Genomic DNA, 26,569 nt, shown 5'->3' with positions numbered 1-26,569 from the left:
CGGCCTCCACACTCAGGCTGGCTGATAAGGCGCATTCAACTCCGTGAAAAACGCGCCGGGACACCAGGTTCCTCCCCGGAGTTTACAGAAACAAACCAAAGGTTAAGGTACCGACCCTGCGGCGTTGATTTTCGGATCGACGCCGTTTTTATTTTATCGCTTATGGATCCAGTTATTCCCGTTGACACTCCTGTAACCTGAATTAAAAATGAGCAGGCTTACTTGTTGTCTTCGGACAACCAGCCAATGCTTCAGCATTCTGTGAGAAGCGCCTTCGGGTGAGTGCCAACCAAAGTTTTAGCGATCTGTGAGAAACGCCCTCGGGCGATCGCCAATATCCTCGTAGCCTGAAAGAGGAAGCCCATGTGGCGGTAACGCCGTTTAACCTTTGAGAACGGCGATCGCTTAACGGCGATAAAGGTTCATTCCACAATCCAGACAGTCTGCACTGACGTACGATTTTGCAGACGCCCGACGGGAAATACTTTTCCCATCGGGGAAGGTGTATTTCTCCGTCACCGAATCTACACTCCATGGAGAAAACATCATGTCTACTCAAGCTCAATCCGCTTCCAACAAAACTGAATACTTCAACCTGACCATCAAAGGCATGGGGTATCTCAGTAACATTCGTCAGGTTAATGGCCCGAATGGCACTTTTATCAGCTGCGTCGTCAATGGACTTTCGGGTCCGACCGATAACGCCAGCTATACGCGTTTCGATGTGACGGTCGCCGGTAAAGAAGCCAGCAGCTTAATCAATCGTTGTCAAAAATCAGCGGATGAAGACAAAAAAGTTTTGATTGGGTTTGTGCTCAGCAACCCTAAAACGGACATCTTCACGCTTAACAGCGGCGAACATGCCGGTGAACAGCGTGTCAGCCTGAAGGCTCGCCTGATCAAAGTCGACTGGATCAAAATCGGCCAGGAAAAAGTCTACCAGTCTGAGAAATCCGACTCTTTGCCGCCTCAGCAAGGTTCTGCACAGCAACAATACGCGGAAAACTCCTTCTGATAACGCTTTCTACGCCCCTTTTTTCGGGGCGTTTTCCCTTTCTTATTCCACATGAGGATTTGGTTATGGCGTCTCGTGGCGTAAATAAAGTGATACTCGTCGGTTTTCTTGGTCAGGATCCGGAAATCCGTTATATGCCAGCTGGTGGTGCCGTAGCGACATTGTCGTTGGCTACCTCCGAAAACTGGCGTGATAAACAGAGCGGTGAGCAGAAAGAGAAGACCGAGTGGCATCGTGTCGTGTTGTTCGGCAAGCTTGCTGAAATTGCGGGTGAATACCTGCGTAAAGGCTCTCAGATATATGTTGAGGGCCAGCTGCGTACCCGCAAGTGGTTTGACGAAAAGAATGGTGTCGACCGCTTTTCTACTGAAATTGTCGTAGGGCAACAGGGGACCATGCAGATGCTCGGTGCCCGTTCCCAGGAAAACACATCAGGGCAACGTGCTCCAGGCGGTTGGGGTCAACCTCAACAGCCAATGCACAGTGGCCCGGTTCCACAACCACCCCAATCAGGCGGTAATGAATCACCAATTGACTGGGACGATAATATTCCGTTTCTTGGATTTGGCTATGGGATAGCAAAGTCTGCTATCCACGCGCTTTAAGGTGATTTTTGTTCGCTTTTTTCCATTATTAGCGCCAGCCCTTGGGTTGGCGTTTTTTTATTTTGCAATAAAGAGTTCTTCATTGAGGGGATGAGAGGGTCGCCGCACAGTGACAGCCGTTAATTGTCACTGAACAGGAACCCTCCGGATGAAAAAAACGCTGATAATCTCCCTCCTGGCAGCCTTTATGCCGACCGGGTGTACGACTCATCAACCTCTGCAGCAGCGGGAAGCATCCGCACTGACACCTTCTGTCACCGTTACTCGCAATGTTCAGCCGACCAGCCCGGACGCTTATGGCCAGGCTCTGGAAGTGGTGCGCTATGACCGTTATTTATTGGTCAGCACCGACCCAGCCGCGGTTCAGCGCGATCCGCTTTCTCAGATTATTGATATCCGCATCCCGACCTCCATCAAGCCAACCGTTGCGGATGCCCTGCGTTATGCCCTGCGCCAGTCGGGTTATTCACTGTGTGCCGCCGGTTCGGCCAGTGTCGTGTTGTATCGGCAGGCACTACCGGTCGTCCAGTACCAGTTGGGACCCATGCGCCTGCGCACTGCTCTGCAGGTTCTTGCCGGTCCGGCATGGCAGTTGGAAGTCGATGATGTGCAGCGGGTCGTTTGCCACAGTCTGCGTGACGGCTATCAGCTACCGGCTGTGCCAGCCCCTGCAACCGGAGGGTGGTTGAAAAAATGACCGAACTTAATCAACCCATGACCCCGATGACGCCGACCAAAAAAGGCCTGCTACGCAGCAAGGCATTCTGGGGGATCACTGGTGGTCTGCTGATTGCCATCACGATCGCAATGGTCAATAGCCAGACATTCATAGACCTTAATCAGCGCGTTACTTACCTGGAGCAAGCCCAACGCACAATGACATCACAAGATGATGTGCTGTCTCTGCGCGATGCCATGACCACCCAGCAGAAGCAATTAATTGCCCTCGAAAACCGTCAGGCACAGTTCAGTCAGCAACTGGAAACAATGGTGAGTGTCGCGGATCTTCCACAGCAGCTACAGGCGCAACTAAAGGTACAAAACGTTGAGCTGAACGCATTGAAAGATGAGCTTGAGGTACTGAAGAAGAGTAAACCCGCGCCGTCGTATCCGGTTATTGACCTGTCTGCGACCCTGGATAAAACGGCTGCGGATGCATCCGCTGTAACGGCAAAAAACCCCTTAAAGCATAAAACCACGCCGATTAACGCTTCATTACCTAAACCTCCCTTTGTTCTGACCGGCGTCGAGCTACGTGGAACCGCGGCATTTGCCGCCGTGGCACCGAAGGGATTCAGTGATTTATCGCAGGTGCGATTAATCGGAGCCAAGGAATCGGTAGCTGGCTGGACGCTGGTCAGCGCCGGGCACGGGCAGGCGACGTTTCGCGTGAATGGCCGTCTGCAGACGGTTAAAACGCAGTCAGGGGGAGTTGATGAACGTTAAATACTGTTTGTTTGCCGCACTGTTTCTGAGTCCATGGGTGCATTCAGCCCAGCAGATTACCGTTGAAAGCAGCCAGTCGATCCTGAGCCAGCTTCAGCAGAGCCGGACGGATAAAACGGCTGAGCAGGGTAAACAGTGGGGACTGAGCGGGGAAGAATATCAGCGCTACGAGCAATTGATGGACGGCCCCCGTGGAATCCAGTCGCCGGGGCTGGATCCGCTCACCGCGTTGGGTATCGAAGCCCGAAGCGATGCCGAACGTAAAAAATATGCTGAACAGTGGGTTAAGCAGGAATTTGCCCGCACCGGGAAAGAGCTGAAGTTCCAGCGTGAGGTAGATGCCGCCTGGCAGCGCCTTGGCGTGCTGTCGGTCAATATGGGGAACGCTGCGGGAATTGCGCACGACTCCGGCGGCCGACTGGCGCTGTTTGTGAAGGCGAAAGAGTGTGGTCAGTGCGATGCGCGGTTGGCTGCGGTGTTGGCCGATAACCGGCCCGTCGATATCTATCTGGTCGACAGCAAGGGCAGCGACAGTCTGCTGCGCGACTGGGCCAGGGCGCACCGTATCCCTGCGGCCAAGGTACGCGCCCGCCACATCACGCTTAATCATGACGGCGGCCGCTGGATGCGGTTCGGTAATGGGCTGATGCCGGTTGTGCTGCAACAGGGGGAAAATGGATGGACACTCGTCGCATTTTGACCTGGGGACTGATGCTGAGTTACGGAGTATCGACGCTTGCCTTCGCCGCCGCTCATGATGTCCCCGAGGGATACCGGGAAGTGGCCATGCGTCACGGAGTGCCTCCCGAGTCACTGTATTCGCTGGCACTGGCAGAAACGTCGATGGCACCGAAAACCATGTCCTCGGTGACGCGCGGTGCGGGTCAGTTGCCCACAGTTGAACGCCCCTGGCCGTGGACGATAAATGTTGCTGGCAAAGGCTACCGCTACGCCAGCCGCTTACAGGCCTGGGAAGCCCTGCAGGGCTTTTTGAAAAAATATTCGCGCAAACGTATTGATGTGGGTATCGCCCAAATTAACCTGGGCTGGAACGGACATCGCTTTACCTCGACCTGGGAGGCTTTCGATCCCTGGCTCAATCTGAACGCGGCGGCGACCATCCTGCGCGAATGCTACGACCGCAAACCGGGGAGCTGGCTTGCTGCGGCCGGCTGCTATCACCATCCTGCCGGCGGCGCGCCAGCTACCCGGTATCAATCCATAGTGAAAACCAAGCTGGCCCGCATCAATGGCCTGGCAACTGCGCCGAAGCTAAAGACGCCAGCGCAAACAGTCACACTGACCTGGATTGAACCTCGGAGCCAATAGCCATGAATAAAGTGAATGTCCTGTTGTTCGGCCTGTGCCTGGTGACCAGCACCGTTCTGGCCAACCTGAATGTTATCGCTGATTTGGGCGGCGATGATGCTTCACCCTATTTTGAGGGTATTAATCGCCAGACGGGATCCGCTTCGCTTCCGGTAGCGCCGCCCGCCCCGATATCTGCCGGTGAGGCCGAAGCGGCGATGCTGCCGGTAATAACGCCGGAACTGACGCCGGGTAAAGTGGTCGCCCGGCCGCTACAGCTGCCGGGGATCGGCGCGCTGTTTATTGTCGGCGATGATGAGGTTTCACGCGCCTGGCTGCAGGCGAATGCGCAGCAACTTAAATCCCGCTCCGCTGTCGGCCTGGTGGTGAACGTCAGCCATTTATCCGGGCTGCAGGCGCTGCGTGAGCAGGGATTGGGCTTGCCGATGGTACCGGCCTCCGGCAGCGAACTGGCGCGTCGTCTGCAGCTGTCACACTATCCGGTGCTGATCACCGATACCGGATTATCTCAGCAGGTTGCCCCATGATGCCGCTGCAGCATCTGGCAGCAGTCCTGTTGGCGAGCCCATTGCTGTCAGCCGCATTGACTGGCGTGTTTATCGGCGTGATGGCAATTTTCAGCCTCCGCGGTCGGAAGACGGCCTGCCAGCGCCGTCACGGGCAGTATCAGGCGGCTGCGGAGCGGGTCATACAGCGACTATCTCAATTATCAGGCGATGCGCAGCGGCTGACTTATTTGCGAAAAATCAACCCGTATGTATTTGAAGAAGTGCTGCTACTCGCTTTTGAACGCCAGGGGCATCCGGTAAAGCGTAACGCCTCTTACAGTGGCGATGGTGGTTTGGATGGTCAGGTGTTTATCGCGGGCGAACGATATCTTATTCAGGCCAAACGCTATGGGAAGACCATTACCCCCTCTCATATCCAGATTTTTGGGGCCTTACTGCTGAAAGAACGGTGCGAAGGCTTTTTTATCCATACCGGTCGAACGGGCCACTTCAGCCGCGCTTTGCTGCTGGCGCATCCTCAGGTACACCTGATCAGTGGACAGCAACTGCTGGATTTACTGGCCGGGAAAAGCCACGAGTTTCAACAAGGAAAGAAACAATGAGTAATCGCCATGTGATGGAGGCGCTGCTACGTCCTGCCGTCGAGCTGAATACCGCGTTTGTCGCCGGTGCCGCCTGCGTTATTTGCGCGGTTGCGCCGTGGTCGGTGGCGCTGGCACCGTCGGTGAGTTATGTCACCGCTGGCGGGTTTGCGGTGCTGTCTGCCGTACGGGCGCGCCAGGGGATGCGGGTGATCCTGTATCGCCGTAACCTGCGCCGGTTGCCGCGCTATGTAATGACCAGCGCCCAAATCCCGGTCAGTCGACAACGGTTATTTCTGGGGCGAGGGTTTCGCTGGCAGCAAAAACACACCCAGCGCCTGATGGACACCCGTCGGCCGGAAGTGGAGAAATATGTCCAGCCGCCAAAAATATATCAGATGGCGCGCCGACTGGAGCTGAAAACCGAATACACCATGCCGTGGTTGTCCCAGTTGCTGCGCACCGACTCCGCGCTAAACCCGGTCAGGCCCTTACCGCCGGTCGGGGGGAATCCGGCTATTCACGGTATTGAGCCCGACGAACTCGATGTCTCGATGGCGCTCGTAGAGCGCGTTGGTCATACCCTGGTGTTGGGTACCACCCGCGTTGGTAAAACCCGCCTGGCGGAGCTGCTGATCACTCAGGATATTCGCCGTGGTGATATTACTATCGTGTTCGATCCCAAGGGAGATGCGGATCTGTTGCGGCGCGTCTGGGCTGAGGCTCACCGCGCCGGTCGTGGGGATGAGCTGTTTATTTTCCATCTGGGCTGGCCAGATATTTCGGCTCGCTATAACGCGGTGGGGCGTTTTGAACGCGTGTCGGAGGTGGCCGGTCGTATTTCCGGCCAGTTAAGCGGCGAGGGCAATAGTGCGGCGTTTCGCGAATTTGCCTGGCGGTTTGTTAACATCGTGGCTCGCGCTCTGGTTGCTTTGGGACAGCGCCCGGACTACCAGTTGATAACCCGCTATGTGAACAACATTAGCGAGCTGTATGAGACCTACGCGAAAAAAGTGATTGAAGCACGTATGCCCGCGCTGCTGTTGCAAATTGAAAACAGCATGCAGGTGCTGACGGAAGACGATGTGCCACGCAATATGCAGGGGCAACCGAACGCCGTCAAAATTATGGCGGTTGAAATGGCGCTGAGTTCCGACACCGGTAAGCAGCTGTACGATCCCATTCTGGATGGACTGCGCTCGGCGGTACGTTATGACCGTACCTACTTTGATAAAATCGTCGCGTCGTTGTTACCCCTGCTGGAAAAACTTACCACCGGCAAGACGGCTGAATTACTGGCACCGAACTATATGGATATGAGCGACCCGCGTCCGGTGTTTGACTGGGAGCAGGTCATCCGCAAACGCGGCATTGTCTATGTGGGGCTGGATGCCCTGTCTGATGGCGTGATCGCCTCTGCGGTCGGTAACAGTATGTTTGCCGATCTGGTGTCGGTAGCCGGGTATATCTATAAACACGGCATATACGGCGGTCTGCCCACCCGTGCTGATGGCAAATTACCGATTAACCTGCACTGCGATGAATTCAATGAACTGATGGGTGATGAGTTTATTCCGCTGATTAATAAAGGCGGCGGAGCGGGGATGCAGGTCACGGCCTATACGCAAACCGAATCGGACATTGAGGCGCGGCTCGGCAATACGGCTAAAGCAGCGCAGGTCACCGGCAACTTCAATACTCTGATTATGCTGCGCGTGCGCGAGAATCGTACTGCACAGCTATTGACGACACAGTTGCCTGAGGTCGATATATATACCAAAACCCTGGTGTCGGGCCAGGCTGATACGGCCGATGTCGAGAAAGGGCAGGACTTTACTTCCAATACCCAGGACCGTGTGGGCACGGTAAAAGCTCCATTGTTGACACCTGCTGAAGTGATAAATCTGCCGAAAGGCCAGGCGTTCGCCCTGCTGGAAGGAGGGCAATTGTGGAAAATTCGGATGCCTTTGCCGAGCGGCGATGATGCTCTGATGCCCCTCAACCTGCAGAAGATTGCAGAGGAGATGCAACGCAACTATCGAACCAGTGAGTCATGGTGGTCTGCGAGTACGGTCATGCCTGATCTGGTAATAAAAGGGGGACCGAATGTCGCAAGCGGTCAATAATCAGCCTCAGCAGCCTGCACCACCCCGCAAGTGTGGTTTTTTATATAACCTGCTGTGGGGCTGCCCCTGGACGCTGGTCGGGATGTTGCTGGCCTCGTTGTTAGTTAGCCTGGTGATTGAATATGTCGGCATGGCGTTCTTCTGGCCAGAGCTGGGGGCGTCACACAGCGAGGCGGTAATGCATACCGAAATAGGTTATCTGTCATCGGAGTTTACCCGCAGTCTGTTGCTGTCTGAGCCGTCGGTGACCGTGACCCGCTGGATGATGGTCGCGTATCAATGGGCTTTTGTGGACAGCGGATTTCTGGACTGGATCCAACGGACCTATGACTCGCAGGCACACAGCCAGAATGCGATTGCCAGAGAGCTGAGCAACTGGAGTGGCCAACTGGCGAACCTGCTGAAGGACTACCTGCTGGCAACCCTGTATGTCTCGATGATCGCCGTTGTGCGGGTCACCATCCTGGTACTGTCGATTCCGCTGTTTATCCTGGTGATACTGGTGGCGCTAACCGAAGGTTTGGGACGGTGTGATATTCGGCGTTACGGTGCCGGATATGAGTCGAGTTTTGTGTACCACCATGCGAAAAGGATGGTGAAGCCAGCTATCTATATCCCCTGCATGCTGTATCTTTCCTGGCCAACGGCGGTATATCCCAACCTGCTGCTGTTGCCCGCCGCTATTTTGCTGGGGATCGCGGTGACGGTGACCACGGCTTCCTTCAAAAAGTATCTGTAGGTCTTAAACCCGGGCTGGACGGCAGCGCACAAAACTGGTTTTTGTGCGCTGCCGTCAGCAGACAAGCCCTGTAAAAACGTTTAACTGCGCGTCAGTCGTGTCTGTTAAAAATAGAGCTTAGAGGTAATCGCTTCTTTAATTGTTCTGGGGAAGAGGGCACTGTTGCCCGGAAAGGGATGGTATAATCAGCCCGATGCCAATTATCAAAGGCCTGGACGAATGACTGTTTTTAAGGGATGAAGAGAATGAACATTAGTGAAGAGAAGCTTTTGCGGTCTGGTTTTACTGGTGCAGAACTACAAAAGCTCAGGCGATACCTTGTAAAAAATGAGCTGACTTTGGATATGGTAATCAATGACCTATCCAAACGCTTTCAGGCGGCTTTTTGGTTAACTGTCGGTATCTTAGTGGTCTACACCGTCACGCTTTTTCTTGCATCCAAAGAAAACATTATTTCTTTGGGCATCGCTTTGCTGGTCGCGCTGCTGATAACCTGGTTTTTCCAGCCACCGGTGCTTGCTTATAAGTCCTGGGCTTTTCGCAGAAAAATGCTTAACGGGTAGAGTTATCCACAGTCAGTAAATCGAAGATAATTTTTGCATTAAGGCCATAACCGACAATTTTCATCGTCAATTTTGGTCTGCTCATCGAACTGACGTTACGGTAAAAATCCTGTGGAATGTAATGAAACAGCCGCCACGTACCGGGTTTCCTAAGGAGACCAAATACGCCGTATACATTTGCAGCAAGGCTTGCACTTTTGTAAACAGCAAGGCCTGCTTCCTTTTTAAATCCCATGAATTCAGCTGCTGACATTGCCCCGTCAGCAATTGCGCCCTGGGAGTTCTGATTGCCCAGAAAGGTATTAATTTCTTTTGATATACCGTTCACTCCATCCATCACAAGCGTGGCACCAGCCAGCATACCGAGTGGATTCATCGTACCAAACAGCGCCACGCCGCCAGCTACGACCAAACCTGACAGGACCACGTTTACAGCGCTGATTACATAGCCAACAATCTTGTTATTTTCCTTAATGAATTCTACTTTCGCGAAAAGTTTTGCGGTTTTCATTTTGAGCAATCTCGATTGCTCAAAAAGGCTGTTGTTTTCTTCGCGCATGGTATGAATGCACTGCATACATTCTTCATCCGACCTGGCCTGGCGAGCGACTGCAAACTGTTGATTGATAAAAGACTTAATGTCTTCCATGAATTTTATTCTGGTCAGGCCATCCCGGAGATGGAAAGCTGATACCGTGTTAGCGGTATTAATCAGTTTACGAGCCTCCATATTTACCATCATTTCAGCCCAATCCTTGTTTCTTCCTCCTGACCTCATCATGGTCACCAATGCCGCATCCATCGTTGTTTTTCCCTGCCAAGTTTATCTGAATCGATAGTGTAATATGTTTTTTATTAGGGTCTGAAATCCTGCTGGAAATTCGGATAATTGCCCGGTGAAAGGTAATGATTGTTTGTCGTATTCTTTTCCTAATGCACATTCAATTGATGCTGAGAGCTGGCTATTCTTTGAATTATCTATTCTCTCCCGAGAAAATTATCAAAAAGCCATAAACAGTTATCCACTGACCTGCCTTCCTATCTATTGCACCCTGACAGCACCCTAAATCACTGAGGAGTGCTTGCATGCGTATCCCCGTAATAACCCGACGAGCCGGCTGTTTGCTGGGGCTGACATTGCTGACCGCTTTACCCGTCCATGCATCTGAAAAAGATGAGCTGGCGTCTGCCCAGCGCCTGTTGATTCAGGCGCAGGCAGCGCTTGAACGCGCTCGCGTTGCCGCCGTTCAGGCTGACCGACCAGAACGGGAACGATTTTGGTTTGACTATTCCCGAGCGACGTCTGATCTCAAAACCATCCATGCCGGTATCGATCGTTATCTGGAACCTTCCCGTGCCCAACCGCGCGATGCTGGCTTTGTGGCTGGCAACTACCGACGTGAGCGCCCCTGATGGCCATAACGCATGCGCAGGAACAGGCTTTCAATGCTGCCAGCGGTGGCATCGATATCAGCGTCCTCTCGTGGATCTGCATTGGTGGCTTGCTGGCGACGCTGTTCGTGTGGGCTGCCTGGGTATTGATTGATGTCTGGCAAGGGTGGAGCAACGAGAAAGTACGCAATAAAGCGTTGATCCATTTCGCCGTCAAGATCGTTCTGTTGCTGCTTTTCTCAATCTGGATGTTTGCCAGCTGAGTCTGAGGCTGGTCGGATAAATTTTTCTTACTGTAAAAAAGGATCTCCTATGAATGTTGTTGTGAGTTTTTTTCGTCATCTCTCCGCCCGACTGGCGATAGCCACGTTACTGGTCTGTGCTGCCTGCCAACCGGCGCTGGCCGATCTGCCTACTGTTGAACCCCCTTCTTCGGGCAGTGGTGGTGGTTTGATGGGCACCCTTAAAGGTTATATCCAGGACGGAATTGTTATTCTGGGACTGGTCGCCGCGGCCGTGGCGTTTCTGGTGGTTGCCAACTCCGCTATCACGACCTTCCACGAGGTGCGTGAAGGTAAATCCAACTGGGGTAAATTCGGTGCCATCATCGTGGTGGGTATCGTGTTGCTGGTCGCGGTTATCTGGCTGGTTGGCAAGTCTGCCGAAATCCTGTTCTAAGGTTGCCATTATGCAGACTATCCGTTTTTTGCCCGATCGCCTTAACGCTGAACCCGTGGTCTTCCGCGGCTTTACCACGCCGGAGATGGGGCTGGCGGCGTTGGCCGGCGTAGGGCTGGGTCTGCTGGTATCGCTGCCGTTCTTTCCGCTTGCTGGTTGGGTCGTGGTGCCCACCGGCATGCTGGTGACACCTCTCTTTGTTATCTGGTTTGGCGGTAGCCGGCTGACGCGCCTCAAGCGCGGTAAGCCGGAGAACTATATCTGGCAGCGTCTCGAAGCGCGTAAGCGCCGTATGGGATGGGGCAATCCCACCCTGATTATCGATAAGCAGGGCTGGTCGTTGCGTCGCAGCCGGGCTGTTAAGAGGTCAACATGAGCCGTTTCCGACATGCGGTAAAAAACCGTGACCAGCATATTTTTACGCTACGCGTTGCCTGCGGCGTGCTGGTTCTCTTCCTTCTGGTGACCAGCCTCGGCTGGATGCGGGCACCTGATAATCTGACGATTCATAATCCACCCGACCTGCGCAGTGGCTCTACCCGTGCGTGGTGGGTCATTCCGCCTTCAACCGTCTACAGCTTCAGTTTCTATATCTTCCAGCAGCTCAATGCCTGGCCGAAAAATGGGGAAGTGGATTACCTGGCCAAAATCAACGCGTTGTCCCCTTATCTGACGGCGTCATGTGAGCGGTTCCTGAAAGCCGATGCCCAAAAACGCAGCGACAGCGGCGAACTGGCGGGCAGGACGCGCGTGGTGTTTGAAATCCCCGAACATGGCTATAACGGCCGTTATAACCGGGATCCGGTCACCGTTAAAGGTCGGGATAACTGGGTGGTACGTCTTGACCTGATTGCCGATGAGCAGTTTGCCGGTGAAAAAGTGAAACGCGCACTGACCCGCTACCCGCTTAAAGTTGCTCGGGCAGAAGGCGATCCGGAACGTAATGAGTTCGGCCTGGCCCTGGATTGCTATGACAGCCTGCCACAGCGTCTTGCTGCAGCGCCGGCGGTGCCAGAGTCTGAGAAGAAAGGAGTGTTCCAGTGATGAAAACACGCGTATTGGCGCTTTCCCTGAGTCTTCTGTCGCTGACGTTTATTGCGCCGGTTATCCATGCGGAAGAACTGATGAAATGGGAGCGTATCCCACTACAAATTCCGCTGACCGTGAGCAAAGAACGGGTGCTGTTTGTTGATAAAAATGTGCGCGTCGGCTTTCCGCCCGCGCTGAATGGCAAGCTGCGGGTGCAAAGCAGCGGCGGCGCGGTGTATCTGAAAGCGGACAGCGCTTTCCCACCCACCCGCCTGCAATTGCAGGACGTCGAGAATGGGGAGGTTATTTTCCTTGACGTCACGGCGTCCGACAACGGTTCTGTTGAGCCGGTGCGTATTGTCTACAGCGGTGATGTGTCGACCGTCAGCAGCAGTACAAACAATCTGGCCTTATCCGGTGGGGACAGCACCTCGTCGGATAAGGATAACGGCACTCAGGCGAAGCGTAAACATAACGCTCCGCTGCCGGTTGTTCTGACGCGCTATGCGGCTCAGAGCTTGTATGGTCCGGTACGGACACTCGAGGCCGTGCCGGGCATTCATCCGCTGAATCCGCACCTGCCGAAACGTATCACCACGCTGTATCCCTCCGAGCCGGTAGCCATTACGCCGCTGGGTGGTTGGGGGATCGGTAGCCGCAGCGTGGTGGCGCTGAAGGTGCAGAACACCGCCAGCCGAAAAATCACTCTCGATCCTCGGGTGCTTCAGGGGCAGTTTGTGACGGCAACGTTCCAGCACCGCTATCTGGGGCCGGTTGGCACACCGGAAGACACCACCACGCTGTATCTGGTCACCGCCGGTCGTCCGGATGGTGCCTTTGTTGCGGAGCCGTCTGTGGTTCGTAAAGCCGTAAAGGCGGCGAAAAAGGGGGCAATCCATGGCGAGCGTTAAATCCAATATGCTGCCGAAAGTGATTGTGGTCGGGGTGTTGGCGGCGGCCATCCTGATTGGACTGAAAAGCTGCGGCGGTAACAAGGTGGTCGAGAAGCCACAGCAGACTCAGGACGTGCTGGCCAATATGTCGCCGGAGGAGCTGCAGGCGCTGGGCGTGGAGGGGGATACCCCGGAAGATACGCTGCGTACCCTGATCGGTACGCTGCGTACAACGCGCAGCCAGCAGGCTGAGTTGCAGAAAAACATCGACAAAGTGCTGAAAGAAAACGAGGCGTTGCGTAAACGCCATACCAATGTGTCAGGCCAGATCAACGATGCCGTGGCCGGTTTTCAGCAACAGGCACAACAGCGTGAGCAACTGCTTCAGCAGGAACAACAGACGCTGATGGGCAAAATCCAGGCCCTGACCGGGCAAATAGCCAGTAATAGCGACAAGCTGAAAAGCGGCACGGATATCCCATTGGGTCTGGGGCTGGATGGGATGGGGTCAGGAGACGGGAACGCAATGCCCGGCCAGGACGGCCTGATATGGGTCGGGCCGACAGACCAGAAAGAGGTGGATCCGCGTAATACCCGCGGGGCAAAAGAGGGGCCGCAGTTCCCGACGTCATTCCTGGCTGATAATGCCCTGACCCGCCAGAAAGCGGCCTACGAACAGCAGGTAAAAGGCTATACCAATGAAAAGGGTGCGGAAGAGAATACCGAACCGGTGTTCACTTTGCCCGAGAATTCAACGCTGGTCGGCAGCCGCGCTATGACGGCACTCCTGGGGCGCGTGCCGATTAACGGCACGGTGACCGATCCCTATCCGTTTAAGCTGATGATCGGCAAAGACAACCTGACGGCCAACGGCATTGAATTGCCGGATGTTGAAGGCGCGATCGTTTCCGGCACCGCCAGCGGGGACTGGACGTTGTCCTGTGTGCGCGGTCAGGTTAACAGCATCACCTTCGTCTTTGCGGATGGCACGGTTCGTACACTGCCGAAGCCGAATATCAACGGCAATAACAATTCAGGCAGCAATGCGAAAGAGGTGAGTACTAACGCCGGTATCGGCTGGATCTCCGATGACAACGGTATCCCGTGTATCGGCGGAGAACGTAAATCTAACGCCTCGACCTATCTGCCGACTATTGCTGCGCTCTCTGCCGCCAGTGCCGCTGGCGAAGGGATCAGTCAGGGGCAGTACACCACCCAGAATAACGTCAATGGTATCTCCTCCACCCTGACCGGCAATGCTGGCCAGGCGGTGCTGGGTAAGGCGCTTTCGGGCGGTATGAAAGAGACTGCTGACTGGGTACGCGAACGTTACGGGATGATGTTTGACGCAGTGTATGTCCCGCCCGGCCAGACGCTGGCTATTCACATCACCCGCCAGTTGGCCATCGATTTTGAGACCAGAGGCCGCAAGGTACGTTATGACTACTTCAGCCTGCCGAGCAGCGCCGCCGGTCTGGCCGGTCTGGATTGAATGAACACAGGGGATCCTTTCATGATGATGAATAAAACAGGGGTAGTAATGACTATCCTGCTGGCCGCCGTGTTGCTGACCGGCTGCTCTACCTCTAAAGACGATATGCTACCGCCAGGCGACAGCACCATGCTGGCTCTGTGGCAGGGTGAAGATGGAGGCGGCTCCGCACGACAGGCTGTCGCCGCGCGTGACAGCCTGCGCCGACCGCTTACCGAGGGTGAACAGCTGGCGACGACGGCTGACGATCGTAGCTACAGCCGTACGCAGGAAAGTGAAATCAGCCAGCAGTTTCCGCGCCTGCCAAACCCTGACCTGGTGATGTACGTGTTCCCACATCTGGCTGACGGAAATTCGCCGGTACCGGGGTACAGCACCGTGTTCCCGTTCTACAGCCAGGTGCAGTATGCGATGCCGGGTGAACGGACGGAGGCCTACTGATGCGATTTTCCCTGTTTGATAAAAAGCGCCTGACGCGCAAGAAAACGGCGGTTCCCGTGGATGCCGCGGCCACTGAGGGAGGTGTGCCGTTCGCGGCCGCCGGACGTGAAGCGCTAACGCGGCAGGGTAAAATGACCGTACAGGATGAGCGACAAATTTATCACGCCAATCCGTCGATCATTGATTACCTGCCCTGGGCAGAGTTTCTCGACCACGAACAGTGCATTTTGCTGGATGATGGCGTTTCCGTCGGCGCGGTATTTGAAATCATCCCGGTGGCCACCGAAGGACGAACCGTTGAGCGCCTGGAGCAAATGCGCGATACGGTGGAAGATGCCCTGCAGGACTCGTTTGATGAGCATGATGAAAATCCGTGGGTGGTGCAGTTCTTCTGCCAGGACGAGAACAATGTCGATGCCTATATTGACCGGCTGAGAAGCTACGTCAAACCACACGCGCAGGGCAGTGAATTTACCGAGGACTGGCTGAAAGAGACAGAGCGTCACCTGCGCGGCGTTGCACGACCGCAAGGCCTGTTCAAAGACACATTGATCACCGACCAACCGTGGCGCGGACAGCAACGGCGTACCCGTATGGTGGTCTATCGCTGGATGGGTAAAAATAATGCTGACCCGATGCCCCCGATTGCCATGCTGAACCAGACCTGTGAGCGTGTGACCGGGGCTCTGGCCGGGGCCGGTGCGATCTGCGTGCGTCAGAACGGAGCGCAGGTCCATGACTGGTTGCTGCGCCACTTTAACCCCAACCCGGAGTGGGTGAACAAAGAGACCCTGTACCGGGAGGCGGCCTATTTTGACCGTCGGGATACTCCTGACGACACCATGCCGGTACAAAACGACTTTACCGAAACGTTATGGTTTACGCCGCCGCAGTCCGATCCTGACCATGGAGTGTGGTGGTTCGATAACCAGGCGCACTGCGCCATTCCGGTCGAAAAGCTGCGCCGTCCGCCCGAGCCGGGAACGATCACCGGTGAAATGAAACGCGGTGAGAAGAAAATCAATGCGCTGATGGATTTGTTCCCGGAAGGAACCCTGCTCTGCATGACCATCGTGGTACAGCCTCAGGATACGCTGGAGAATGACTTCAATAAGCTGTCCAAAAATGCGGTTGGTGAGAACACCGAGTCCGGGCGCGTTCGCCAGGATGTGGCACAAGTAAAAGAGTACCTGGGCAACCGTCACAAGCTGTACCGCGCTGGTATTACCTTTCTGCTGCGTGCCGACGACCTGACCACGCTTAATCACAAACGTGTCGAATTGACCAACGTTCTGCTGGGCGCAGGATTGCAGGCTATTCGTCCGGAGTTTGATGTAGCACCGCTCAACACCTATCTGCGTGCGTTGCCAATGTGTTTTAACCCGGAAACCGACAAAAAACACTGGTACACCCGGCTGACTTGGGTGCAGCACCTTGCCGGCCTGCTGCCAGTGACCGGGCGTGAGACCGGAACCGGTAATCCGGGCTTCAGCTTTTTCAATCGCGGCGGAGATTCACTCACCTTTGATCCGCTCAATAAGCACGATCGCAGTCAGAATGCGCACATGTTGTATTTTGGCCCGACCGGCGCGGGGAAATCCGCGACGCTGTGTGCCACATTGTCACAGTTAATGGCCATACACCGGCCGCGACTGTTTATTGCTGAAGCCGGGAACTCGTTTGGTCTGCTGGCTGATTACTTTGAGAGTCAGGGACTGACCGTTAATAAGGTGAGTATCAAACCGGGCAGTGGGGTGTCGCTGCCGCCGTTCTCCTATGCGCACAAGCTGGTTGAGGATAATTCCCTGAGTCTGGATGAGAGTGACCTGCCGGACATTGATGCTGATGATGAGAATGAGGATAAGCGCGATTACCTGGGGGAAATGGAAATCTCGGCGCGGATGATGATCACCGGTGGGGATACTAAAGAAGAGAATGAACTTAAGCGTGCTGACCGCGCGATGATCCGTGAAGCGCTGCTGATGGCTGCGCGACAGACGTATGACGAGGGACGGCAAATGCTACCGTCCGATCTGCAGAAGGCGTTGTATGCCATATCTAAAGACCACGGCAGCGATATCCGCAACGAGCAGCGCCGGGCCAAAGCGGCCGAAATGGCGGAATCGCTGGGTATGTTTACCCAGGCGGGCAGTTTTGAAGCAGAACTGTTTAACCGTGAAGGCAGCCTGTGGCCAGAGGCGGACGTCACGCTGATTGATTTGGGGCATCTGGCGCGCGAAGGCTATGAGGCGCAAATGGCGCTGACCATGGTCAGCCTCACCAACACCATTAATAACATTGCCGAACGCGACCAGTACTCGGAGCGGGATATTGTGTTTGCGGTGGATGAGGCGCATATCGTAACGGTCAATCCGCTACTGGCACCATATATGACTAAAATCGTCAAAATGTGGCGCAAGCTCGGTGCCTGGCTGTGGCTGGCCACGCAGAACCTGAAGGACTTCCCGGATATTGCCGAGAAAATGTTGAATATGGCGGAGTGGTGGATTTGCCTGACTATGCCGCCGGAGGAGGTTAACGATATCGCCCGCTTTAAGGCGCTGACCGAGGAGCAAAAAGCGGTACTACTGTCAGCCAGCAAGTTATCCGGATGCTATACCGAAGGTGTGGTGCTGTCGAAAAAGCTTGAGGCGTTGTTCCGTGCGGTACCGCCGAGCCTGTACCTGGCGCTGGGGATGACCGAGAAGGAGGAGAAGGCCGAACGCCGCGCGCTGATGCTGGAGTTTGGTTGCAGTGAGCTTGAAGCCGCCCGTAGAGTGGCGCAAAAGCTGGATCGCCTGCGTGGACTGACGGTAGATGAGGAGGCTAAAGCTGCATGATTGCGCTGAAATACCCCGAACCCGCCGTTCGTCCTTGTGTCCTGAGTGGACATGAGCCTTCGCTGTTTACTTTGCCTCCGCAGGGTATGGCTACCTTCAGTGAAAAAGATGCCCTGGCGTTGGAGGCGTTTTGTCAGGAGCTCCGGGATCGTCTGTTAGGTCCCGTCATGCTGACCGTGCACCCGCATCGCATTGGGAGCCGCACCAGTGTGGCGTTGCATCTGGAAGGTCGGCTGGGGCGCTGTATCGATGTGTTGGTCACGGTGTCGGGTAAATTTGAGCGGTGTTTTTATATGATGTTTCTGTAAATTTTCTATTGAATCATATGGATGTATCTATGTCAGTCAATCAGAGCTATCAAAATTGTGATGTTTCACTTAAGCTAATTTTTTATTATTGGCTATTTAAAAGGACGTTTTATTATGAGCTTAAAAACCAACCTAAAGGGGCGTCTACGTAATACCTCTTTACCTAAAAGTCATGGATTGATGCCAGTGTTTGAAGCAGTAGTGAATTCCATTCATTCCATTGAAGAAAAAGGCAATTACGAGAAAGGTAAAATCGTTTTGCGGGTCAATCGTGTTACTCAAGGTAGTTTGGACTTAGATACCAAACTGCTTCCTCCCATTGCGGGATTTGACATTATTGATAATGGTTGTGGTTTTGATGACGCTAATTTTAAATCATTTGAAACCCTAGATTCCGATCATAAGATTGAAAAAGGTTGTCGTGGTGTCGGCCGCTTAATGTGGCTTAAGGTATTTGATTTAGTCGAAGTTGAAAGTCATTTTCTTGATAAAGATGTTGCTTTGAAAAAAAGAGTGTTTCGTTTTGATGACAAACATGGCGTTCATGCCGAAAAGGTGGTGGTCCATTCAACGAATGATACAGGCACTATAATTAAGTTGCTTGGATTTGATGACAGTTTTAGAGCAAAAGTCCCCAGTGCATCTCTATTAATAGCAAATCAATTGTTAGAGCATGTGCTTTGGTATTTTGTTCGTGATATTGGTGTTCCACATATTTTCGTAGAGGATATGGGGGAGTGTATCGATCTGACTTCTCTTTATGAACAACATATGCATGCTAGTGCTTGCCACGAAAAAATTACTGTCCAAGAGCAGCTTTTTGAGTTAACACATATAAAATTTAGGGCGTCTGTTAACAAAAAACACCAACTCGTTCTATGCGCGGCTAATCGTTTAGTTAAAGAGGAATCTATACAGGGGAAAATTCCAGGCTTGTATGGAAAAATTGCAGATGAATCTGGTGAGTTTATCTATACTTGCTATGTATCTTCAGAATACTTAAACGAACATGTCCGAAGTGAGCGTACTTCATTTGATATTTGCGAAGATGTTGAGGACATGCTCGATGAGATAACCTTTAAGCATATTCGTGAAGCTGTCCTAAAGAGTTCAAAACATTATTTGCAGGATGTACTTACCAAGACCGTATCCGCAGGAAAAAAACGTGTAGAAGACTTCATTAATCATCATGCTCCACGTTATCGACCTATTGCAAACTACATATCTGAAGAGCTGCTCATTGTTGATCCGGAAAAATCTGATAAAGAGCTTGAGCTGCATTTGCATGCGCAATGGTATGAAGTTGAGCGTCAACTAGTCCATGAGGGTCATGATGTCTTGCAACCTCAAAATAATGATCATGTAGAAGAATATAAAGAGCGACTTCAAGCTTATTTACAGAAAGCCGAAGATATCAAAAGATCAGACTTGGCTAACTATGTTTCACATCGAAAAGTCATTATCGACCTGCTACAGAAATCCATAACTAAACTTGATGATGGGAAATATGCTCGCGAAGATATGATCCATGAGCTCATCATGCCAATGCGCAAAGAATCCAGTGAATTATTTCTTGATTCATGTAATCTGTGGTTGGTAGATGAACGCTTAGCATTTCACAATTACTTGGCCTCAGATAAAACTATAAAGGCTATGCCTATAACTGGTACTGTCTCAACAAAAGAACCTGACTTGCTTAGTTTGAGAGTTTTCGATAACCCAATCCTTGTAAATGATAAGCAAAATTTTCCGCTTGCCTCCATTACTGTAATTGAGATTAAACGCCCTATGCGCAATGATATGCGAGAGGGTGAAGATAAAGACCCAATTGACCAAGCTTTAAGTTATTTAGAGCGAATTCGTGAAGGAAAAGTAACTACTAAGAATGGACGGCCGATTCCAGGGAATGGCGATATACCAGGATACTGTTATGTACTTTGTGATCTTACTGAATCGATGCATCGCCGGTGCCGGCGAGCAAATCTCAGAATTACATCTGATGGGATGGGGTATTTTGGTTACAATGAGCCTTCGCATGCATATATAGAAATCATCAGTTTTGACCAGCTGGTAAAATCTGCAGAGGAGCGGAATAGAGCGTTCTTTGATAAATTAGGTTTTCCGATTTGTTAAATAACTTTATAATTAATCCTTTTTCTCATATCAATCTTTTTTAATGATTCATTAGTGTCGGTTCTAGCACGGATTATTTCTCTACCTTCATTTTTTATTACGAGCCGCACTGCTGAAATTATCACAATCCAATAAAGACTTCTCTGCCGTGCCGACATGCTGATCGTTGCACCCTGTGTGGATCCTAACCGCGCAGGAGTGCAGACGATGCAAATTTGCGCGTTGCTGATGTTTTCTCTCCCGATTCTCATCACCCTCCGACTAACAATGATGCATCAGTGACCATTATTTATATCAATGGTCTTGATGTGGATTTGCGGTATTTGCGTCGTAGCTGGAGTACAACACCTGCTGAAGTTTAAACTCAGGGGAATAGCTCTTACCGGAAAGTCTTTCTTTAGCACTAATAAAGTGTCCACCTGCAAAAATAAGTGGACGCCTAAATTACAGAATCTGACGAGGTAAACCAGACGTTGATGAGTTGATGCTTACCATCTTACTAAACAGCGATGATTTTATCTCGCTTGGCTTTCAAGTTATCTCGCCATGTTCTGAGGGATTCTATATCGGCGCGGAGTTCTGGCTCTTCCGGAATTATCACAGGCACTTCGGCTGATTGGCTGTGCTCATAGCAGCTGTATTTAGTCATAAGGTCATCAATTAATTTACAGTCCTCGGAAGATATTTGCCGAACTCCGCTAAGGCGGCCATCAGTAGTCACACTTCTGCGATGGCGTAGAACGACCTTATTGAGTAAGTCCTCCTCTACAGAGCGCTCTACTAGTTTACGAAAATCGCTGCAGACTCCTTGGGCCAAAGCCCGATATAATGCCCCACCTCCAGTTTCACCGGCTTTTTTCGCTGCGTCTAGGCGTGTGAGCAGAATATTGTTGGCCGTTTTCGTATTTGTGTTCCAGACGTCTTGTGCTGCAGGATGACCTGCAACACCAGCATAAGCCTCAATACACATTGGGCGATAATGCGCTTTCTTCCATGCTTCACCAGCTTTTTTTGCCACGTCTTCCAATGCACCATATAGCGAAAGTCGATGTGTGAGAACGAGGACCTGTCGGTTTTTAGCGAGCTCTACCAACCTGCAGGCCACATACCATTCGAAATCATTATCGAGAGATGAAATAGGATCGTCGAATACAAATGGCGCTGCGCCTGGCTTGTCCGAAACATCGGCCAGGAAAGCTGCAAGGGAAATAATTCTTCTTTCACCTTCACTGAGCACATTCTGAGGTTTGTCGTTTTGAACACCTTTCAGGCGTAGCTGATGAAGTACCCGAGCATTTTGTGTTCTGGTTTTTACTAGCTCGATTTGTATTCGAGGAGCACCGAGACACTGTAGTTCGCGATTAAACCTTGCGACATATGCTTCAGTGACCACTTTTTGGGTTATTTCAGCAGATTTCAGTGACACTGACCGGGAACCTGCAAGAGCCTTCCAGGTATTATATGCTTTGTGTTTTTTGATTCGCTCAACTTCAGATTGAATAGCATTTTTTTGCTCCGCCACCCATTTTTTTGCCTCTAATCCGAGCTTTTCTTTGCTTGCGTTAATCCTGTCGAATCTCTGTGCATCCAACTCATGCTGAACAGCCTGAGTTTCTAAATTGTCACGATAAGTTACAAGCTCGGCCAAGTTTTCTATTAGATTCTCAACTGGTTGGGCCTGTTGAGTGCGTTCGTGGTCTTGTAACGCAAGACGTGATTGAGAGGTATGGTGCCAAATTTTCCAGAGATAATTTTTCCATTCATCTGACAGACCAGCAGCGGTACATAGTGTATGTACCTGCTGTTCAGTGATAGCAGGAGAAAGTTGTGTCAATGTCGATTGATAAAGAGTTTCTGCAGTTTTTGCGTCCCCTTCGAGTTTGCTGTTAACAAATTTTTCGAAGTCCGTAAGCCGCTGTTGTGCCTCCGTTGTGAGCTCTTGTTGGCAAAGAATGCAACGGGCATCGACTGTCACTGGGAATGGTGAACTTGGGTAAGGTATAACTGAGAACTCTCTTGCGGCTTCCCACATTGCACGCCATGTAGGTGTGCCTATTCCATCAAGTACTGAGGCCTGGACTTTTCCACCCTCGATGGCAATGTTTCGTTTGTCTATTGCCGATTTTCTTAGGGTCCGGATTGCCTCCAAATTATCAATCCCATATTCCCTTGAAGTTTGTGTGAGCTTGGTAATAAGTTGCTGTACTTCTGCTTTAATAGTGCGCTTTTGTTTGGCCAGCGCTATAGGGTCTTGAACTTTGAGGCGCTCGTCGAGATCTTTGAGCTGTTGTTCTTGCTCCGCAGTCCAATTAATAATTGCAGAAAGCGTAGCTTGGGTTGCTTTACCTAGCGCCTTGTAAGTACTGGCAATTTCACACTGTTGGTATATGGGCGGTAGAGTTGGTATTGAGCTAATAAGCTTTGCTTGTTCAGCATCCAGCATCGCTCTGATTTTCTCAATTTCAGCGGCAAGTTTTTCAAACAATCCTACGATCGCTGGAATATAGGTCGCGGCACTTTCAGCGCTTAAGTAGTGGTTTGCTTCGTCGCTATCAAAAATATCTATGGATTTTAATTCCTCGATTGGCGCACTACCCACGTGCCACTCGATAAGGCTGGTTTTTCCATTTAATTCATAGGAGATTTGGCATTTGCGTTCCTGTGGTGGTTGCAGGAATACGTTGGCTTTCAATTCAACAGCTCGTGGCTTACCAGAGACTTTTTTCAAAACTCGGGTATAGCTGGATTTACCTGAACCGTTATGCCCATAAATTACGGTTAGATTTCCCGCTCCGAAGTCCAGTGGTTGGCGTGGTCCTAGATTTTCAATGCCGCAAACACCATCTATACGTGTTAAGCGAAGTTCATCGACGGCAAGGGAGGATTGCATTAGGCTTGTAAAGGTACGGTGGTTGGTCGCCTTTTGGCCTTCAGGCGTTTTCAATAGCGCAACGAGATCCGACAAATCCTCTGAAGTTAATAGACCATTATTTATGAGTCTATCTGCTGCTTCTTGAAACCATTCCTGTTGCTTCAATAACCACGCGCAAATTTCTTGCTGAACGTCCATAGTCCAATTCCCTAGAAAAAACATGTGTATTGGCAAGCTAACAAAACTCTACCCCGATATCTATAGAAGAATCCGGCCTTAAAAGGACTTAATGTCGTTTTTGTCGCGATGATCAATAAATCATGGAAATTCAAGAAAGACTTCTTTACTGCTTTCTTAAGTTAACCATTACACCCTGTGTGAATCCTAACCACGCAGGAGCGCAAACCATGAAAATCAGCACGTTGCTGACGTTATTCCCTCTGCTGATACCGGCATCGGTGCTTGCCGGCACGTTACTCTATACCGATTCTCACCATCCCCCGACGAACAGTGACGCATCTGTGACCGTTATTTATCTTGACGGTCCTGAACGGCTGCAGGCGCAACTGTTCGGTGAGTTATCCCCCAATCCCGATGAAGCCGCGCAACAGGCGCAGACCGTCATCCAGTCTCCGCAATGGCAAGCGCACCAGCAACCGATGGTCATGGCCTGGCGTGCCGTGGTGCGCGCCCGGGAACTGGGCGTTAAAAAAGTGCCGGCGGTGGTATTTGATGACAAGGACGTGGTGTATGGCACGGCCGATGTCGCGCAAGCCATCGCGTTGCGTGCCCAGGCTCAGGGAGGGCAGTGATATGCAGCCTCTTCCTCCTTCTTTAGCGCCTTCTGGCCGGCAGCGCTTTAACCTCAAATCACTCAGCGTAGCCATCATGCTGTCGGCCGCCAGTCTACCGGCCGCGAATACGGCACTGAACAGTGCCCAGATCATCGCCAGTGCGCTGTCGCAGGCCTGTATCAGCTGGCGCGTCAGCGGCATTTGCTACTGGCTCATGTGTACCCCGTTCGGCTGTACGGTACGCACCTCCGTCAAAGTCACTCACTTTATCCCGCAAGCCGTGGTATCGGCCTACAACACTCCTAACGGTAACCCGTGGAGTGAGATGTCGATGGTCAGCCAGGCTTCCGGTGGGCTGGAAAGCAGTATCACCAGCGTACTGGGCAGCATGGCGGCCGGTGGTGGCAATAATGAACTGAAAACGCCAGGGCAGCGTAAAACCAACCTTCACTTTAAATATGCCGATGCCATTGGCCATCCGGCGACATCCCTGATTGGCGGCAGTATTGCCGGCTATTCATGCCGCAGTGCGGCAACCCCCTTTGTACCGTATTTCCTCAGCACGCTGGACAGCCTGGCATGGCGCACAGGCGTGCCGGAATCCCTGTATCCGGAGGCATTAGTTCCCGGCCAGCGAGAGATCGGTAGCCAGGCCGCCGCCAATATGTGGGGCAATGTTTATCCGCGTTCGGGGTTCGTGACGCAGGTGGACGATGACAAGGCTGGCGCTCTGGTGGCGCAACGTGTGGCGGACATTATTACCCGCTCTGGTCAGCCTCACGTTTACCAACCTCTTATTGGCCAGCGTTCTGACGGGTACTGGCCGCCGGGTGCGGTTCAGGAAAATACCGGCACCCGCAACCACAAGTGGCAGCGACTCTCTCCTCAACTGAGCCAGTCTTGTGCGGTGTTCCCGGACGGTGACCATCCCTCAGCGGTTGATGCGAATAGCGCTTTTGCCCTGTGGCAACCCTACAGCTGCTGTCAGCGCCGCGGGCAGCGTTTCCTGTACAGCATGGATTTTTAATAAGGTGGTAAATAATGAATAACCTGATGAAACAAAAGCATTTCCGGGTACAGCGTAACGTGCTGTCCCTGCTGGTCAGCAGCAGTCTGCTGTTGGCCGGTACCACGATCAGCATGAGCGCGCGTGCTGATGATAACGGCACACTATTTGACGTGTCGTTGCCTCAGGTGACTGACAGCAATATCGGTTACGGGAAAAGCGCCAGTGGTGCGGTTTCGGACAAGCTGTTTTATTCCCTGGGCGGCGGTTCGGTGATTTCGCAGCCGGCGGCGCGCGGCAATATGCAGCGTCTCGGTATGAACCTGGGCTGGAGCTCAGATTTAATGTGCGGTAACTTCGATTTGAAAACCACGATTGGCAATCAGCTCAACGGTGTTACCGACGGTTTTAAAAACCTGATGGGTAGCGTTATTCAGGGGGCAACCGGCGCGGTGGCCAGCCTGCCGGCGATGGTTATCCAGCGCGCCAATCCGGGGTTGTATGAAATGCTGACGAATGGGGTGCTGCAGGCCGGTGTTGCCTTCGACAAAGCACAGTTGAACTGTCAGAACCTCTCCAAACGCATGATGGATATGGCGGATACCGGCAGCTGGAGTCAGGCAGCCGCGATGGAAGAAGCCAAAAACCTGGTCAATAACGGGGATGTGGATGCGGTGCGTTCGATGAATGCTACTGAGAAGGTGACGGGGCAATCAGGGCAGACCTGGGTCGGTGGTCAGAAGCGCGGAGGCTCTGGCCAGCCGGCCATTAAACCGACGCATGATCTGGCGGCAGCCGGCTACAACATGATGAACGGACAACCCGTGACCAGCACGGCCAGCGTTAGCGGCAGTAATTGTACCGGCGGTGCCTGTACCAAATATGCCAGCAGCGAAGACGCCGCGGCCGCTGTGGTGAAGGTACTGGGGGATACCTCATTGCGTACCTGCAAAGATGCCACTCAATGTACCAGCGGTGACGGTATGGAGCAGCCGGGTAGCACCGTAGCCGGCACCGGCTTTGCGCCAATGCTGGAAGAAGCGACCAAAGTGAATAACGAACAGCTGGCCAAACTGGTCAATGGGGCAGAAAAACCTGACGCGGCCAACCTGGCCAAACTCAAAACCGGCAGTCTGGCGGTGACGGCCGGTGTTATCCGGGCGCTGCAGCGTGACCCGGATAATGCCGCACTGGTTGGCCGGCTGGCCAGCGAACTGGCGATGGCGGACACCATTGAAACCGCTTTTATCATGCGTCGCATGATCACCACCGGTATGTCTGAGCCCAATGCATCGGCTCAGAAAGCGGCTATTGCAGAAGGTGACCGGCGTATTGAAGCGCTGGATCGGGAGATTACCGCGCTGAAGAACGAGATGGATATGAAGCGTGAAATCTCACGTAATGCGGTGCTGACCATCATCGACCGCGAGAATAATCGTGCCGAAACCAACCCGCAGCGCCAGTCTGCTGACAGCCCGGACAGCCGGTTTAATCAGCTTGCCGTGCCGCAAAGTGACCAGTAACCGTGGAGATGCATTGATGACGGGAACAGAGAGAAAAGGTTTGCCGCTCCATCGGGGCGGCAAATTTGGTCACCGGGTTAAGCGTGTCCTGCAGTTAATTGGCATGCTGGTGGCCACGATGGTGATTGCGCTGGGGATGGCGCACTGGGGTGTCAATCACCCGTCGGACAGCGCCGCGCTGCGTGACTGGATGCAGAGTACCCGATATGGCTGGCTGGTCTGGCGGTTGGCACTTTACGCGGCGCTGGCCTGGGT

27 protein-coding genes and 1 pseudogene are annotated in these 26,569 nt (G+C 52.7%); 26 read left to right on the top strand and 2 right to left on the bottom strand.

The annotated features are described in order from the left end of the window. Positions 1-547: 547 nt before the first annotated feature. From GS12_RS17585 to GS12_RS17535, 11 genes are all read left to right on the top strand, one after another. Positions 548-1,015, top strand: a complete 468-nt coding sequence (locus tag GS12_RS17585; RefSeq protein ID WP_034949254.1) for an STY4534 family ICE replication protein — start codon at positions 548-550, stop codon at positions 1,013-1,015. A 65-nt stretch (positions 1,016-1,080) separates the two neighbouring features. Beyond that, entirely contained in the window at positions 1,081-1,620 is a 540-nt protein-coding gene (locus GS12_RS17580) for a single-stranded DNA-binding protein (RefSeq protein WP_034949252.1), read from the top strand. A 148-nt stretch (positions 1,621-1,768) separates the two neighbouring features. Beyond that, positions 1,769-2,317, top strand: a complete 549-nt coding sequence (gene pilL2 / locus GS12_RS17575; protein WP_034949250.1) for a PFGI-1 class ICE element type IV pilus protein PilL2 — start codon at positions 1,769-1,771, stop codon at positions 2,315-2,317. Then, positions 2,314-3,066, top strand: a complete 753-nt coding sequence (locus tag GS12_RS17570; RefSeq protein WP_034949249.1) for a coiled-coil domain-containing protein — start codon at positions 2,314-2,316, stop codon at positions 3,064-3,066. The genes pilL2 and GS12_RS17570 overlap by 4 nt, the downstream gene beginning before the upstream one ends. Next, the gene (locus GS12_RS17565) at positions 3,056-3,766 is read left to right on the top strand and encodes a TIGR03759 family integrating conjugative element protein (RefSeq protein ID WP_034949247.1); all 711 of its coding nucleotides are present in this window, start codon (positions 3,056-3,058) and stop codon (positions 3,764-3,766) included. Before GS12_RS17570 ends, GS12_RS17565 begins: the two co-directional genes overlap by 11 nt. Next, the gene (locus GS12_RS17560) at positions 3,745-4,395 is read left to right on the top strand and encodes a transglycosylase SLT domain-containing protein (protein ID WP_034949245.1); all 651 of its coding nucleotides are present in this window, start codon (positions 3,745-3,747) and stop codon (positions 4,393-4,395) included. The genes GS12_RS17565 and GS12_RS17560 overlap by 22 nt, the downstream gene beginning before the upstream one ends. A gap of 2 nt (positions 4,396-4,397) precedes the next feature. Further along, positions 4,398-4,922 (top strand): integrating conjugative element protein, encoded by a 525-nt coding sequence (locus GS12_RS17555; RefSeq protein WP_034949243.1) that lies wholly within the window; start codon positions 4,398-4,400, stop codon positions 4,920-4,922. Beyond that, a complete protein-coding gene (locus GS12_RS17550) occupies positions 4,919-5,506 on the top strand; it encodes a restriction endonuclease (protein WP_034949242.1) in 588 nt (195 codons plus the stop codon). The genes GS12_RS17555 and GS12_RS17550 overlap by 4 nt, the downstream gene beginning before the upstream one ends. Further along, on the top strand, positions 5,503-7,611 hold the full coding sequence (gene traD / locus GS12_RS17545) for a type IV conjugative transfer system coupling protein TraD (protein ID WP_034949240.1): 2,109 nt from the start codon (positions 5,503-5,505) through the stop codon (positions 7,609-7,611). The genes GS12_RS17550 and traD overlap by 4 nt, the downstream gene beginning before the upstream one ends. Next, entirely contained in the window at positions 7,592-8,350 is a 759-nt protein-coding gene (locus GS12_RS17540) for a TIGR03747 family integrating conjugative element membrane protein (protein ID WP_034949238.1), read from the top strand. Before traD ends, GS12_RS17540 begins: the two co-directional genes overlap by 20 nt. Before the next feature lie 245 nt (positions 8,351-8,595). Next, positions 8,596-8,913, top strand: coding sequence for a hypothetical protein (locus GS12_RS17535; RefSeq protein ID WP_034949236.1), 318 nt, complete (start codon positions 8,596-8,598; stop codon positions 8,911-8,913). Here the strand turns inward: GS12_RS17535 and GS12_RS17530 are convergent. Further along, positions 8,903-9,715 carry a DUF4225 domain-containing protein gene (locus GS12_RS17530; RefSeq protein ID WP_034949234.1) on the bottom strand — a complete coding sequence of 271 codons (813 nt, stop codon included), beginning with the start codon at positions 9,713-9,715 and terminating at the stop codon, positions 8,903-8,905. The genes GS12_RS17535 and GS12_RS17530 overlap by 11 nt on opposite strands. Positions 9,716-9,999: 284 nt before the next feature. Here GS12_RS17530 and GS12_RS17525 point away from each other — a divergent pair, with 284 nt between their 5' ends. The 11 genes from GS12_RS17525 to GS12_RS17475 all read left to right on the top strand — a co-directional run bounded on the left by GS12_RS17525 (position 10,000) and on the right by GS12_RS17475 (position 20,119). Next, positions 10,000-10,326, top strand: coding sequence for an integrative conjugative element protein, RAQPRD family (locus tag GS12_RS17525; protein WP_034949232.1), 327 nt, complete (start codon positions 10,000-10,002; stop codon positions 10,324-10,326). Then, positions 10,326-10,568: a TIGR03758 family integrating conjugative element protein gene (locus GS12_RS17520; RefSeq protein ID WP_034949230.1), complete on the top strand. Its 243-nt coding sequence runs from the start codon at positions 10,326-10,328 to the stop codon at positions 10,566-10,568. Before GS12_RS17525 ends, GS12_RS17520 begins: the two co-directional genes overlap by 1 nt. Positions 10,569-10,617: 49 nt before the next feature. Next, positions 10,618-10,983, top strand: a complete 366-nt coding sequence (locus GS12_RS17515; protein ID WP_034949229.1) for a TIGR03745 family integrating conjugative element membrane protein — start codon at positions 10,618-10,620, stop codon at positions 10,981-10,983. Between the two features lie 10 nt (positions 10,984-10,993). After that, positions 10,994-11,359 carry a TIGR03750 family conjugal transfer protein gene (locus GS12_RS17510; RefSeq protein WP_034949227.1) on the top strand — a complete coding sequence of 122 codons (366 nt, stop codon included), beginning with the start codon at positions 10,994-10,996 and terminating at the stop codon, positions 11,357-11,359. Further along, on the top strand, positions 11,356-12,027 hold the full coding sequence (locus tag GS12_RS17505) for a PFL_4703 family integrating conjugative element protein (protein WP_034949225.1): 672 nt from the start codon (positions 11,356-11,358) through the stop codon (positions 12,025-12,027). The genes GS12_RS17510 and GS12_RS17505 overlap by 4 nt, the downstream gene beginning before the upstream one ends. Then, the gene (locus tag GS12_RS17500; protein WP_034949223.1) at positions 12,024-12,923 is read left to right on the top strand and encodes a TIGR03749 family integrating conjugative element protein; all 900 of its coding nucleotides are present in this window, start codon (positions 12,024-12,026) and stop codon (positions 12,921-12,923) included. The genes GS12_RS17505 and GS12_RS17500 overlap by 4 nt, the downstream gene beginning before the upstream one ends. Continuing rightward, positions 12,910-14,397: a TIGR03752 family integrating conjugative element protein gene (locus GS12_RS17495; protein WP_034949221.1), complete on the top strand. Its 1,488-nt coding sequence runs from the start codon at positions 12,910-12,912 to the stop codon at positions 14,395-14,397. Before GS12_RS17500 ends, GS12_RS17495 begins: the two co-directional genes overlap by 14 nt. A 27-nt stretch (positions 14,398-14,424) precedes the next feature. Beyond that, positions 14,425-14,838, top strand: coding sequence for a TIGR03751 family conjugal transfer lipoprotein (locus tag GS12_RS17490; protein WP_152601438.1), 414 nt, complete (start codon positions 14,425-14,427; stop codon positions 14,836-14,838). Next, positions 14,838-17,678: a conjugative transfer ATPase gene (locus tag GS12_RS17485; protein WP_034949217.1), complete on the top strand. Its 2,841-nt coding sequence runs from the start codon at positions 14,838-14,840 to the stop codon at positions 17,676-17,678. The genes GS12_RS17490 and GS12_RS17485 overlap by 1 nt, the downstream gene beginning before the upstream one ends. Further along, the gene (locus GS12_RS17480) at positions 17,675-17,986 is read left to right on the top strand and encodes an acetyltransferase (protein WP_235421218.1); all 312 of its coding nucleotides are present in this window, start codon (positions 17,675-17,677) and stop codon (positions 17,984-17,986) included. Before GS12_RS17485 ends, GS12_RS17480 begins: the two co-directional genes overlap by 4 nt. 114 nt (positions 17,987-18,100) lie before the next feature. Beyond that, on the top strand, positions 18,101-20,119 hold the full coding sequence (locus GS12_RS17475; RefSeq protein WP_034949215.1) for a hypothetical protein: 2,019 nt from the start codon (positions 18,101-18,103) through the stop codon (positions 20,117-20,119). Positions 20,120-20,618: 499 nt separating this feature from the next. On the opposite strand, the gene GS12_RS17470 is transcribed toward GS12_RS17475, so the two are convergent. Beyond that, entirely contained in the window at positions 20,619-23,189 is a 2,571-nt protein-coding gene (locus tag GS12_RS17470; protein WP_034949213.1) for an AAA family ATPase, read from the bottom strand. Between the two features lie 209 nt (positions 23,190-23,398). Here GS12_RS17470 and GS12_RS17465 point away from each other — a divergent pair, with 209 nt between their 5' ends. The 4 genes and pseudogenes from GS12_RS17465 to GS12_RS17450 all read left to right on the top strand — a co-directional run. Then, positions 23,399-23,803: a TIGR03757 family integrating conjugative element protein gene (locus GS12_RS17465; RefSeq protein ID WP_034949211.1), complete on the top strand. Its 405-nt coding sequence runs from the start codon at positions 23,399-23,401 to the stop codon at positions 23,801-23,803. Position 23,804: 1 nt separating this feature from the next. After that, entirely contained in the window at positions 23,805-24,812 is a 1,008-nt protein-coding gene (locus GS12_RS17460) for a TIGR03756 family integrating conjugative element protein (protein ID WP_034949209.1), read from the top strand. A gap of 14 nt (positions 24,813-24,826) precedes the next feature. Next, complete coding sequence (locus GS12_RS17455; protein ID WP_034949207.1) at positions 24,827-26,314, top strand: integrating conjugative element protein; 1,488 nt, start codon at positions 24,827-24,829, stop codon at positions 26,312-26,314. Positions 26,315-26,330: 16 nt separating this feature from the next. After that, a pseudogene (locus tag GS12_RS17450) lies at positions 26,331-26,569 on the top strand (hypothetical protein); the annotation flags it as partial.

The organism is Erwinia oleae (assembly GCF_000770305.1).
Classification (GTDB): domain Bacteria; phylum Pseudomonadota; class Gammaproteobacteria; order Enterobacterales; family Enterobacteriaceae; genus Erwinia; species Erwinia oleae.
Note: the sequence above shows the minus strand (reverse complement) of the source record. Positions and strands in the feature narration are given on the sequence as shown.

What these genes read in the sequence shown, in the direction of transcription:
- GS12_RS17585 (WP_034949254.1), top strand. Translation starts at nt 548, where the DNA reads ATGTCTACTCAAGCTCAATCCGCTTCCAACAAAACTGAATACTTCAAC.
- GS12_RS17580 (WP_034949252.1), top strand. Translation starts at nt 1,081, where the DNA reads ATGGCGTCTCGTGGCGTAAATAAAGTGATACTCGTCGGTTTTCTTGGT.
- pilL2 (WP_034949250.1), top strand. Translation starts at nt 1,769, where the DNA reads ATGAAAAAAACGCTGATAATCTCCCTCCTGGCAGCCTTTATGCCGACC.
- GS12_RS17570 (WP_034949249.1), top strand. Translation starts at nt 2,314, where the DNA reads ATGACCGAACTTAATCAACCCATGACCCCGATGACGCCGACCAAAAAA.
- GS12_RS17565 (WP_034949247.1), top strand. Translation starts at nt 3,056, where the DNA reads ATGAACGTTAAATACTGTTTGTTTGCCGCACTGTTTCTGAGTCCATGG.
- GS12_RS17560 (WP_034949245.1), top strand. Translation starts at nt 3,745, where the DNA reads ATGGACACTCGTCGCATTTTGACCTGGGGACTGATGCTGAGTTACGGA.
- GS12_RS17555 (WP_034949243.1), top strand. Translation starts at nt 4,398, where the DNA reads ATGAATAAAGTGAATGTCCTGTTGTTCGGCCTGTGCCTGGTGACCAGC.
- GS12_RS17550 (WP_034949242.1), top strand. Translation starts at nt 4,919, where the DNA reads ATGATGCCGCTGCAGCATCTGGCAGCAGTCCTGTTGGCGAGCCCATTG.
- traD (WP_034949240.1), top strand. Translation starts at nt 5,503, where the DNA reads ATGAGTAATCGCCATGTGATGGAGGCGCTGCTACGTCCTGCCGTCGAG.
- GS12_RS17540 (WP_034949238.1), top strand. Translation starts at nt 7,592, where the DNA reads ATGTCGCAAGCGGTCAATAATCAGCCTCAGCAGCCTGCACCACCCCGC.
- GS12_RS17535 (WP_034949236.1), top strand. Translation starts at nt 8,596, where the DNA reads ATGAACATTAGTGAAGAGAAGCTTTTGCGGTCTGGTTTTACTGGTGCA.
- GS12_RS17530 (WP_034949234.1), bottom strand. Translation starts at nt 9,715, where the DNA reads ATGGATGCGGCATTGGTGACCATGATGAGGTCAGGAGGAAGAAACAAG.
- GS12_RS17525 (WP_034949232.1), top strand. Translation starts at nt 10,000, where the DNA reads ATGCGTATCCCCGTAATAACCCGACGAGCCGGCTGTTTGCTGGGGCTG.
- GS12_RS17520 (WP_034949230.1), top strand. Translation starts at nt 10,326, where the DNA reads ATGGCCATAACGCATGCGCAGGAACAGGCTTTCAATGCTGCCAGCGGT.
- GS12_RS17515 (WP_034949229.1), top strand. Translation starts at nt 10,618, where the DNA reads ATGAATGTTGTTGTGAGTTTTTTTCGTCATCTCTCCGCCCGACTGGCG.
- GS12_RS17510 (WP_034949227.1), top strand. Translation starts at nt 10,994, where the DNA reads ATGCAGACTATCCGTTTTTTGCCCGATCGCCTTAACGCTGAACCCGTG.
- GS12_RS17505 (WP_034949225.1), top strand. Translation starts at nt 11,356, where the DNA reads ATGAGCCGTTTCCGACATGCGGTAAAAAACCGTGACCAGCATATTTTT.
- GS12_RS17495 (WP_034949221.1), top strand. Translation starts at nt 12,910, where the DNA reads ATGGCGAGCGTTAAATCCAATATGCTGCCGAAAGTGATTGTGGTCGGG.
- GS12_RS17490 (WP_152601438.1), top strand. Translation starts at nt 14,425, where the DNA reads ATGAATAAAACAGGGGTAGTAATGACTATCCTGCTGGCCGCCGTGTTG.
- GS12_RS17485 (WP_034949217.1), top strand. Translation starts at nt 14,838, where the DNA reads ATGCGATTTTCCCTGTTTGATAAAAAGCGCCTGACGCGCAAGAAAACG.
- GS12_RS17480 (WP_235421218.1), top strand. Translation starts at nt 17,675, where the DNA reads ATGATTGCGCTGAAATACCCCGAACCCGCCGTTCGTCCTTGTGTCCTG.
- GS12_RS17475 (WP_034949215.1), top strand. Translation starts at nt 18,101, where the DNA reads ATGAGCTTAAAAACCAACCTAAAGGGGCGTCTACGTAATACCTCTTTA.
- GS12_RS17470 (WP_034949213.1), bottom strand. Translation starts at nt 23,189, where the DNA reads ATGGACGTTCAGCAAGAAATTTGCGCGTGGTTATTGAAGCAACAGGAA.
- GS12_RS17465 (WP_034949211.1), top strand. Translation starts at nt 23,399, where the DNA reads ATGAAAATCAGCACGTTGCTGACGTTATTCCCTCTGCTGATACCGGCA.
- GS12_RS17460 (WP_034949209.1), top strand. Translation starts at nt 23,805, where the DNA reads ATGCAGCCTCTTCCTCCTTCTTTAGCGCCTTCTGGCCGGCAGCGCTTT.
- GS12_RS17455 (WP_034949207.1), top strand. Translation starts at nt 24,827, where the DNA reads ATGAATAACCTGATGAAACAAAAGCATTTCCGGGTACAGCGTAACGTG.